This window comes from Methylobacter luteus IMV-B-3098 (assembly GCF_000427625.1).
Lineage (GTDB): Bacteria > Pseudomonadota > Gammaproteobacteria > Methylococcales > Methylomonadaceae > Methylobacter > Methylobacter luteus.
In genome coordinates this window covers 3,992,647-4,004,274 of sequence record NZ_KE386569.1, presented here as the reverse complement: position 1 = coordinate 4,004,274, position 11,628 = coordinate 3,992,647, and the positions used below count along the sequence as shown (strand labels likewise).

General features: G+C 53.3%; 5 protein-coding genes. All 5 read left to right on the top strand.

The window, feature by feature from the left end; translation table 11 throughout:
- The 5 genes from METLU_RS0121055 (at position 1) to METLU_RS0121035 (ending at position 11,279) form a co-directional block, all read left to right on the top strand.
- Positions 1–4,020 carry a hypothetical protein gene (locus tag METLU_RS0121055; protein WP_027159949.1) on the top strand — a complete coding sequence of 1,340 codons (4,020 nt, stop codon included), beginning with the start codon at positions 1–3 and terminating at the stop codon, positions 4,018–4,020.
- A complete protein-coding gene (locus METLU_RS0121050) occupies positions 4,020–5,453 on the top strand; it encodes a contractile injection system tape measure protein (RefSeq protein WP_027159948.1) in 1,434 nt (477 codons plus the stop codon). The genes METLU_RS0121055 and METLU_RS0121050 overlap by 1 nt, the downstream gene beginning before the upstream one ends.
- Positions 5,454–5,477: 24 nt before the next feature.
- Positions 5,478–8,894, top strand: a complete 3,417-nt coding sequence (locus METLU_RS26055; RefSeq protein WP_231383669.1) for an eCIS core domain-containing protein — start codon at positions 5,478–5,480, stop codon at positions 8,892–8,894.
- A gap of 189 nt (positions 8,895–9,083) precedes the next feature.
- The gene (locus METLU_RS0121040) at positions 9,084–10,409 is read left to right on the top strand and encodes an ATP-binding protein (RefSeq protein ID WP_027159947.1); all 1,326 of its coding nucleotides are present in this window, start codon (positions 9,084–9,086) and stop codon (positions 10,407–10,409) included.
- Between the two features lie 75 nt (positions 10,410–10,484).
- Entirely contained in the window at positions 10,485–11,279 is a 795-nt protein-coding gene (locus METLU_RS0121035; protein ID WP_027159946.1) for a methyltransferase domain-containing protein, read from the top strand.
- The last annotated feature ends 349 nt before the right edge of the window (positions 11,280–11,628 follow it).

The following is an 11,628-nucleotide window of genomic DNA, read 5'->3' as shown; positions in this document are numbered from 1 at the left end:
ATGCAACCACTACAAGACAACTATCCGGTCTTCGAAGCCAATCAGGTACTGACCAATGCGCATCTGAATCAGGCCTTCGGCTATCTGGACGAACAGCAACGCCTGACGCGGGCCAACCTGATCGGCATCGGCATCGTCTGCGGTCTGGAGATCAGGCTTGACGACATAAATGCGCCGGGCACGATTTTCCTGTCCAGAGGCTGCGGCGTCACCTCCGAAGGCTATCTGATCATGGAACCGAACGATCTGGCACTGGTCGCGTACCGGACCTACGAATTGCCCGCTGACATCGATTATCCGGCATTCAAAAACAGCGCGACGAGCCAGCAATATCCGCTTTGGGAATTGTTTCGGGACGGCGAACCCAATACCACGCCTTTGGCAAACCCGGCTGGCTTTCTCGATGACAAGGCGGTTTTACTGTTTCTTGAGCTGAAAAAAGCCGCCCTGCGCAATTGCAGCCCCAACAACTGCAACGACAAGGGTTCGGACGTCACCGTCAAGGTCAGGCCTTTATTAATAGGCAAAACCGATCTTGACGGCATCATTGCCAGTGCGAACGAGGCATCGGGCGATCCTGGCCTGGGCGGTCTCGAATCTGCTCTAGCGGCGCAGCTGAACCTGCCGGATTTGCGCATGCCGCGCTATGACGTACCCAACAGCCAGCCCGTGACGAGCCATGACGTGCTGGCGGCCTTCCTGAAAATTTTCAGCACCGTCGATCTGGCCGCCGCGCTCGGCGACGCGCTGACCCGCGCCTATCAGGCTTTTCATCCCATCCTGAAAGAGACTTATACCAGCGATCCTTTTAGCGGCTTTATGGCTCGGTTCGGTTTTTTGGATAACGCACCGGCAACCGCCGAGCAGGTGCGCTTTTTGCCGTACTACTATGATTTCTTCGACGACCTGATCCGCGCCTACGATGAATTCCGCTGGTTGGGCATGGACTTGCTGTGCGCCTGCTGCCCCTCCGAAGCCCTGTTCCCGCGTCATTTGATGCTGGGCCTGTTGTTTCCGGCCGAGGACATCGATGCATTGGGTTATCGTCATCGCTTTTTGCCTTCTGCCGCCATTGGCGATTGCGAGCGGCGCACCCGCGAAGTCGTGCTGTTGTTCCGGCGCATGGTGGAGATGATCGACCGCTTTACGCACGCGCCCGCTTTGCCGCCGATAAAGCCGCCGCTGACGCATGTTGTTCCCACGGACTCGCAAATTCGCATCACACCGTCCAAACTGGGCGATGTGGCGTTGTCCGAAAAAGCCATTCCGTATTATTACCATCAAACCGGTACGCCGCCGTTGTATCAACTGTGGAATCCCGAAAAAAGCCGGCGCCTTAGAGCCCATCACAACCTGAGTTACCGCGCGGAGGAATACGTGCCGGCCGCGCCTGCATTCATCACCCAGGCGCTGGCCTACGATCTGGAACCTTACAATTTCCTGCGGATAGAGGGGCATCTGGGTAAAAACTATCAAATGGTGCTGAATACCCTGCTGTCGATCAAGTCCAGCCATCGCCTGCCCATCCAACTCATCGCGTTGCGCACGGGCGCTTTCGACGAAACCGTTCCCATCGATGCAAGCCAGGAAAACTGCCGGTTTCAGGATTTGGAGACCCTGTATGACGTGACACGCGAGCAAATACTGGGCGCTTTGGTCAAGTCGCTGACCTATTTTTATGACCTGCCTTTTGATGCCGACTCGCCGGTAAAGACGCCGGTCAAATCGCAATTCGACGTCATCAACCGGTATGCGCCCGATTTTCTCGTGCAGCTCAATACGTTGGGCCGCACTTTTGAAGATTATATAACCCAGCAGGGCGGTGTCGTGCCGGACATTGACGCCAATTATATGGCAAGCTGGATCGCGATCTTTCCTCCCGGCGATATGCTGGTCTATTACAGCTTCTTTTATCTCATCAAACTGAGCGGCGCGTTGCCCAACGATTTTGCCAACGTCAATTTCACCGAGCTTGAAGACCGCTTCAGGAATCTCGCCATCGTCGTCAAAGCCATCGAAACAAGGCGCGAGCAAGGCATCTCCAATCTGGAGGGCAACGCTGCTGTTTTGAGCTGGGAGGAAATAGACGACCGGCTTGAGGATTTGCTGAACAGCTGCCAACTGGACGCCTTAAAAGCACTGCACGACGAATATACGCGCCGTATCAAGGCGTTGAAGAAAAAGCAGTTTCTCGGCAACTTCCTGCCGGATCATCCTGGCATTCAGCATAAAGCCGGCGTACCGTTAGGCGGCACGTTCATTTTGGTCTACCATCAGAAGCCGGCGGCGAAAAGCAGCGCAGCAGCCAGCCTCAAAGCCGCCACCCGGCGCATCGATCCCTTTGCAATGGGCATTATTCTGCCCCTTCACGCCAATGCGGCAAACCTGAGGGATTTTGTCTTTATCCAGCCGGACCTTGACTTTGTTGACGTGACCAGAAATTCTACAACCAGCGCCGCTGCCCCGGTCGATACCGGCCCGGCCATTATTGCCCGCCCGGACTTGATAGCCGCCATCAAGCGCCTGCAAACCCAGCAACCTTCGTTCATTAACCCGGACTTTCAACGGGTGCTGGACGGCCTGTCAGCGCTGATACCGAATGTCCCGGACGCTTTCGACTTTCTCGGCAAAGCCGACAAAATCATCGCCGCAACGGTTAATGACCTGGCTGACGGCACCGTGGTCGGCGACTTTTACCTGCCTTATCTTTGCTGCTCCGACTGCGCCCCGATACAATTCATACTGCCCAAAACGCCGCCGACTTTTACGGTCGTTATCGGCTGCACCCAAACTGATCAGGAAACTCCGGCCGCGGCAGTCACGATAACCGTCAAGGACGGCATGCCGCCTTACCGAATCAGAATCGATGAGCAGGATTACCAGGATCTGGTCAACCCGGTCCTTTTAAGTGCCGGCGAGCATACGCTGGTCATTCAGGATGCCAACAACGCCGTGTCCGCCCCGCAAACCGTCGTCATCCCGGAACCTCTGCGCGTCGGCGAGCCGGTATTTAAATGCGCTGAAGACGGCCAGACCTACGTCGCGACCCTATCGATAACCGGAGGCACCCCGCCTTATACCGTCAATGATTCACCCATAGACGGCGCAAGCTATACCAGCGCGCCGATGGCGAGCGGCGCCAGTCTGGCGTTACGCATCACCGACCAACAGCTATGCATGATCGAGACCACGCTCACCCATACCTGTCCGTCGCCCTGTGATTTGCCGGATGACGGCCAGTCGCAACGTTGCGCTTACCGGCTTTGGCTGCAGCCTGCAACTTACCGGAGCTACAAGCAAACCTCCGGGCTCAAGCTGCGCTTTAACGGTCAGGACCTTGACTTGAGCGGAACCGATGATCTCCTGCAAATCAGTGCCAACGACCTTAACAACGACTTCAAAACCGCGCTGAACGCCGCCGTTGAAAAACTCAATGAAGTCGTCAACAAGGCCATCAACGAGGCTTTCGGGCAACTGAGCCGGGATCGCCTGACAATCAGTTATGCGCCGGCTGAAAGCGATCCTTTCGGCATTCTATGGATAGAACATTTTATTAAGGACACCTTCAGCTTCACATTCGATTTCAGTTTCAGCCACCGAGCCTCTTCCGGTAATTTTTCCGTGCGCTATGGAAATGACGCCATCGGTGCGGCCCCTTTCGATGGCGCAATCTTTATCAATTTCGATCTGGACAATAAAGAAACCCGCGTGCCCGCCTTTGCCTGCAGCCAGCGCAACCAGTGCACAGGCAGCGATTTCGTCAGCCTTTGCGACGGATTCGATCTGAAACCGGCTTTCGTTTCCAACCCGGAAGGAGACAATCTGTTCATCTTTGCCATCAACGAGGAAATGCCCACCACCGGCATTGCCGCCTGGGTATGGGATTTCACTACTGCGACCAAGGAGCCATTTTATGTCGGCGAAAAAATAGCCGTCGACTGGCAACCCGGAGGTTTTGTCAGATTGACTGCGATTAGCGAAAAAGGCTGTTTTAGTTCAACACTGGAAGATCGGCGCTAATGACCCATACCATTCGCCAGCATCATCTGCACATCCGGATCAACGGCACCGAAACCGACGGTCTGGCCTTGCAAAACAGGCTGCCGGCATGGTGCCGGAACTGGCTGTTTCCTGCGATTGAAAGCGCATTGGATCGATGCGTGCCGGCCGCGGAACACTGGTCGCTGGAGCGTCTGGAAATCGATGTGGGAGACATCGCGCTCGATCGCCTGGAACAGGACTTGCCCAGACGGGTCGAGCAGGCACTTGAAAAGTCGTTGCGAACGCTAAAGCCTGCAAGGGATTATGCTAAGGCAACCTCGGGCGGAATCACGCAAAAATCAACGCCGCAACACATCGATGAAGCCTGGGTTTATTTTTTAAAAACCGGCACGCTGCCCTGGGGCTTGCACCTGCCGGAGGGTTGCGATCTGGAACGAACGCTACTCAAGGGCTGGCAAGAAACCCCATCAGGTCATCATGCCGGCGTAATCCTTGCCGCGTTGGCATCGCCAAGCGCCAGACAGCGTCTGGTCCGGCAATTTTCCAAAGCATTTTTGACAACTTTGCTGAAGCGAATTGCACCTGACCTCGAAAAAATCATGGCCGGCATTTTTCAACAGTTGGAAAGTTTCGACTTGCCGGCCGAGGCCATCAAACCTTTGACTGCACAACTGTGGGAAGCGGCATTTGCACAGATTGCAACCGCCGGGCATTACACCGATGCCCAGATTGTCCGCACCGCCTGGCACCAGCTTCCGGTTACGACGGCACAGCGCAGCCGTCTGGCAACCCTGCTGGAACGCCGCTGGCCGGGCGTTACAAGCGATGCCGGAAAACAGCCGCCAGATCAGCATTTTCCGGCTCCCGGAATCACGGCAGACAGCACTATCGGCAGCACTGACGGCATAATTTCCGAAGATGCCCGGTCAAGCCAACACCCTGAAGCTTCCGAAGGCATTTATATCGAAAATGCCGGGCTCGTTTTATTGCACCCGTTCTTGCCCCGGTTTTTCCAGGCCCTGGGCATCGCCTCTGAAGAAGACGTCATTATTCAGCCCGAACGCGCGCTGTGCCTGCTGCATTTTCTGGCGACCGGGCAACGCATCGCGCCGGAGTATGAACTGGTTTTGCCGAAAATCCTCTGCAATATCCCTTTAACGTCACCCGTCGAAGCCGATATGGATCTGTCCGACTCGGAGATGGAAGAAGCAACCGCCCTGCTCGAGGCCGTAATCCGTCACTGGGACGTCCTGAAAAATACCGGTATCGATGGCCTGCGCGGCACGTTTCTGCTGCGCGCCGGAAAAATCACTTTGCGCGACGACGGCGACTGGCGCTTGCAGGTGGAAAGCAAAGCCTACGATATTCTGATGGACCAACTGCCCTGGGGCATCAGCATGATAAAACTGCCCTGGATGCAACGGATGCTTTGGGTGGAGTGGCGCTATTGACCTCATGACAATGAGTAGAAGAAGATGAAAGCGAGCTCAGAAAAATCATCCGGCACTGCCTCCAGGACGACGACCCAAACGGCGAACCGGCCTTTTTTTGCCAAGGCGGGCGGCGGTGATTTCTTCGCGCCGGCCAACCCGTCTTTCGCCGCCTCCGTGCAAACGAAAATGACTGTCAACAAACCCGGCGACAAGTTCGAGCAGGAAGCCGACAAAATGGCCGATAAAGTCATGCGCATGCCGGCCCCTGTCCCGGCACCGGGAAAAGAGGAGAAACTCCAGCGGCAACCGGAAGAGAAACTGCAGAAAAAGGAAGAAGAAAAAATACAAAAAGCGGCCATGCCGGAGGAAAAAATTCAGAAGGCTGTCATGCCCGAAGAGAAACTTCAGAAAAAAGAGGACGAAAAAATACAAAAGGCGCCCGCTGCCGAAGCAAAACTGCAACGAAAAGTCAGCGGCGCCCCGGCTGCAAGTTCAGGCATACAATCGGCGATTCAGAACAAAACCTCCGGCGGGCAGCCGCTTTCCAGCGACGTGCGCGGCTACATGGAGCCAAGATTCAATGCCGATTTCAGCAACGTGCGCGTCCACAGCGATCCCGAATCCGCCAGCCTGAGCAATCAACTGAGCGCCAGAGCGTTCACTTACCAGAACCACGTTTTCTTCTCCCAGGATCAATACCAGCCGGGCACCAGCGAAGGCAAGCAACTGCTCGCTCACGAACTGACGCATACCATCCAGCAGGGACATGCCGTACAGCGCAGCCCGCAAATCAATACCACGGCCACGCCGCCGCCTGTACAGCGCTTTCTCGGCATCGATATTCCATCCTGGCAGGACGTTCTGGACTGGCTCGCCGAAAAAGCCTACAACATTCCGGGTTACCGTATGTTCACTATCGTCATCGGCGTCAATCCGATCAACGGTGAAAGCGTTGACCGCAGCGCGGCCAATATTCTCCGGGCCATCGTGGAGTTTTTGCCGGGCGGTAAAATCATCACGGACGCACTCGAAAAATACAGCGTCTTTGAAAAAGCAGGCAGTTGGGTGGAAGGACAACTGAAACGGTTCGCCAATCTGCTGGGAACCGTCAAGTCCGCGGTTGCGCAATTTATGGACGACATCGATTTCTGGGATGTTGTTCTGCACCCCGTGCGCACCTGGGAAAGAGCGGTTGACATCTTTACCACGCCCGTCAATGAAATTATCGACTTCATAGGCAGCATTTTTCAGGCCATCCTGCAGTTTATCCGTGATGCGGTGCTGATGCCGCTGGCGGCCCTGGCGCAGGGCAAGCCGGGCTTCGACCTGTTATGCGCCATACTGGGCAAAAATCCGATCACCAATGAACCGGTGCCGAGAAATGCCGATACCCTGATCGGCGGATTCATGAAACTGATCGGACAGGAAGAAATCTGGGAAAACATCAAAAAAGGCAACGCCGTGCAAAAGGCCTGGCAGTGGTTCAATACCGCCCTGCAGGAACTGTTCGCCATGGTTGTGCAATTCCCGCAGGACTTCATCACGATGCTGAAATCACTGGAAGTGATGGACTTCATCATCCTGCCCAACCTGTTTATCAAGATTTTTAAGGTTTTCGGCAACTTCGTCGTGAAGTTTACCTCGTGGGCTTTCGGCACCACGCTCAGCTTGCTCGAAATCATATTCTCGGTCGTCGCGCCCGGCGTCATGCCTTATGTCGCCAAAGCCAAGGCCAGTTTCCAGCAAATAATCAGAAACCCGATCGGCTTTGTCGGCAATCTGGTTAAAGCGGGCAAAATGGGCTTCGGTCTCTTTATGGCGCGTATCGGCGTGCATCTAAAGACCGCCCTGATCAAATGGATTACCGGGCCGTTGGGCGAAGCGGGCGTTTATATCCCTAAATCGTTCGAACTGACGGAAATCGTCAAACTGGTCCTGTCGGTTCTGGGCCTGACCTGGCAAGCCATCCGCGGCAAACTGGTCAAGATCATTCCCGACCCGATCCTGGCCGGCCTGGAAAAAACCGCCGGCATTCTGGTCACGCTGGTTAAAGATGGGCCGGCAGCCGCGTGGGATCAGATCAAAGCCGAACTGAATGAACTGAAAGGCCAGTTGATCGCGCAAGTCACGCAGATGATCACCACCGAAATCGTCAAGGCGGCTATCGGCAAGCTGGTGATGATGCTCAATCCGGCTGGCGCGTTCGTGCAGGCCGTACTGGCCATCTGGAACACCATCACCTTCTTTATTCAAAAAATCAAACAGATCGGCGCAGCAGCCGCGGCCTTCATCGACTCCATCTCCGCCATCGCCGCGGGCCAGGTCGCGGGCGCTGCAAAGAAGGTGGAAACGACGATGGCCAGAACCCTGACCGTGGTCATCGCGTTCCTGGCGAAATTTGCCGGCCTGGGCAGCATCCCTGAGAAAATCGTCGGCATCGTCAGGAAGATTCGGGCGCCGATTGATAAGGGGCTGGATAAGATTGTGGCGTGGCTGGGGGCTATGTTGAAGAAAGCCGGAACTGCCGTTTTACAAGCTGGTGTGCCGCAGGATCCTAATGAGCGTTTAAAACTGGCGGCAAGAGCGGCGGTAACTGCGGCCCGAAAACTGACAGGCGGCATTACTCAGCCTATATTAATGACCGCTCTGACCATCATTAAAACCCGCTACGGTTTGCAACAACTCATGCCTTATGAAAAAGGCGGGGAATGGTGGGTGAAGATGGTTATCAATCCTGTCATCGATCAAAATCTGGGCGTTTCCAGCAGCGGCCCGGCGGCCGGCGCTTCACCCGTCCTGGTTGCTGTCGGTTCCTGGATCAAGAATTTAAAAACCAGCTCTTTCGAGCGGGTCAGCAATCCGCGCTCCGTCCTTCGAAGAAGAAGCGATGGAGAAATGCAAGCCGTCAGCTTCACAACCTCGAAGCCGGATGGCGGAGCCGGTTCGTTTGCTTATAGTGGAGAAGGAACTGAATGGGAGCGCAGTACCTTTGTACATACTTCCGGTTTCGTGATGCCGAAAGGCGGTGGCGCAACATTTGTGCTGAAACAGCAATATCGTGGTTCAAGGCTAATCCGGCCCAATTTTTATTCGGATACGAGCAGTAGCCGCGGCGCTATTGTAAGCAGCAAACTACCCGCATTGCTGCATCCTCTCGACTCCACAAAATTCTTAAGCGAAGGGTCGGCTACGGAAGAAGCGGCGCAAGGTTATACCCAGACTTTTAACGGTAAAGCGACTGTTCCTGTATCAGTAGCCTCCCCTGACCACGATCCGCCTATTGCCGATCACTGGACTAATAAACAGGGGAACGATGCCACGCAAGCAACCCGGGAAAACTGGAACAGCCAGTTGAGCACTTATAAGCTGATGTCAAGAAGACTTAACCTGAAGCTGGGCAGCCGGGGGGAAAATTTTACCGAAATGGTCGGAATCAATTTCCGTGGTCCTGGCGAGTGACTGCTTATCAACTTCATAGCTATCCTATTGCCGTCGATACAGTATTTGCGCATCGTTACATTTTGTTCAATTAAAAGTCAGTCAAAATTTGCCTAATGAATCTCTCTGTCATCAACATTACAAAACGCTGTATCCGAATACTATTCAACACTCCAAGTAAAAACCGATAAGTGAATCATGGAAAATATAATGCAGTTCAATGCAGCTAATCTTGAAATCGCTTTGATTTGGCTGAAAACTGTCGTCAATGCCTGCTTGAAAGTACGCTTCGGACAATCGGAAGGTTTCGAAATAAATCCGGTGAGTTTCTACAACGGGAATTCCTGGCTGGTGACTTTTATGGAGCGGAATGAACTCAGTTTTGAGGAATTTGCTATGCTGATGCTGACGACTGCTCCACACCTTCAGCCCGATTTCTTCAACCAAATCATCGCCGAACACCTACCCGAAGGCGGCGATTTTCCTGAATTCGGCGGCGTCAAAGGCAGCAACCATCGCGGCATCCTGCCCACCGGTGAAACCGCGCAGTTTATCCTGGCCGGCAACGATCTGGAAAAACGCCTCGAAATTCAGCGCATTCTGAGCTGCGAACACTGGTTTGCGCAACAACGCATTCTCTGGATGGAGCCGGTGCGCGAAGGAGAACCCATGATGAGCGGCCGCTTGGTCATCGATCCTGAAATCATTGAACAGCTCACCATCGGCACCGTCAGCAAACCGCGCTTCAGCCTGGATTTCCCGGCGGAATATATCCATACCGATATGGACTGGGACGATCTGGTGCTGCATCCCAATACCTTGCGGCAAATCCATGAGATCGAAAACTGGATCAAACACAACGATACGCTGCTGCATGACTGGGGCATGAAGAAAAAAATCAAACCCGGCTACCGTGCACTGTTTTACGGGCCGCCGGGTACCGGCAAAACCTTGACTGCAACGCTGCTCGGCAAGCAAACCGGTAAAGACGTGTTCCGTATCGACCTGTCGCGCGTGGTGTCCAAATACATCGGCGAGACGGAGAAAAACCTGTCACGGCTGTTCGATAAAGCGGAAAACAAAAACTGGATCCTGTTTTTCGACGAGGCCGATGCGCTATTCGGAAAACGGACCGACATCCGCGATGCCCACGACAAATACGCCAATCAGGAAGTCGCCTACCTGTTACAGCGAATCGAAAGCTACAACGGCCTGGTTATCTTAGCGTCGAATCAACGCGCCAATATAGACGATGCGTTTGTCCGGCGCTTCCAGACCATCATTCATTTCCCGATGCCCCGCCCTGAAGAGCGTTGCAAAATCTGGTCCGGAACCTTTCCGCCCCAGATCAGGATTGCCCAGGATATTGACTGGCAACATGTTGCGGCCCGTTATGAACTGACCGGCGCCGGCATATTGAATGTCGTTCATTATTGTTCTGTCGAGCTATTGGCATCTGAATCAAACTTGCTGGATTTAAAACAATTGGAATTCGCCATCCAGCGAGAGTTTATCAAAGAAGGAAAAATCGTATAGCAGGCGTCGATGAGGGTACTGTCGCCAATATTCAAAAAGCGTAAAGTCGTCCTGACAAATAAGGAAAAGGAAAATATGAATACATACAGTTGGAATGCCAAGGATTATGAGAGAAACTCACAAGCTCAACAAAAATGGGCAAGAGAACTTATTGCCAATCTAAATTTAAAGGGAGTGGAAGACATTCTTGATTTAGGTTGCGGCGATGGAAAAGTGACGGCGGAAATTGCCCGGTTAGTCCGTGATGGCTCGGTTGTCGGCGTTGACAACTCAAGGCAGATGATAGATCTGGCAAAGGAAAAATATTCATCATACAAGCATCCTAATCTTTCGTTTCAGGTAATGGATGCCAGCTGCTTATCATTTGAAAATTGTTTTGATGTGGTTTTTTCAAACGCGGTGTTGCATTGGGTCAAAAATCATAAGCCTGTTATTGAGGGCTTATATAAAAGCCTCAGGATTGGAGGAAAAATTCTCCTGCGCATGGGAGGGAAAGGCGATGCCGAAGGTATGCTTTCGGTTATTGACGACGTTAAAGCTTCCGATAAATGGGCACAGTACTTTACTGAGTTTGAATTTCCTTATACTTTTCTTGGCATCGATGAATATCAAATACTGCTGAAAGAAACCGGATTTTCCATAAAGCGTGTTGAACTCATTCCTAAAGATATGACGCATGATGGAAAACCAGGGCTGGAAGGATGGATTCGAACGACATGGCTACCCTATACGGAGCGAATTCCAAAAGCAAAGAGGGAAGCATTTATCGAAGAGGTTTGCTCAAAATATCTGGAAAAAGTGCCGCTGGAAGCAGATGGTAAAGCTCATGTGGCTATGGTAATGATTGAAGTCGCGGCAGAAAAAATCTAACCAGCGGTGTTCGGGTCAAGCGGCGTATTTGACCCGCGCCAAACATCCCGGACGGGGCAACATGCCTGTCCCTTGATCACAAACTCAGCGAGCTCGCGTAGGCTGGGTTGGAGCTTTAGCGGAAACCCGGCATGGGTGGTCTCGAATGCTGGGTTTGTCAACCCAGCCTACTGTTAAAGGCCCCGGTACCCGATGCGGCAAACGGGATAAAACCTCCCGGCGTAACATCAGTTAACAAAATTCCGACGAGCCAGACGCTATGCGAATAACCAGCAGGGTCATGATAATCGCGTGGCATTCCAGTCCGGATGATATACCGCCAATAAATTGATTTTTGATGGCTATTTTA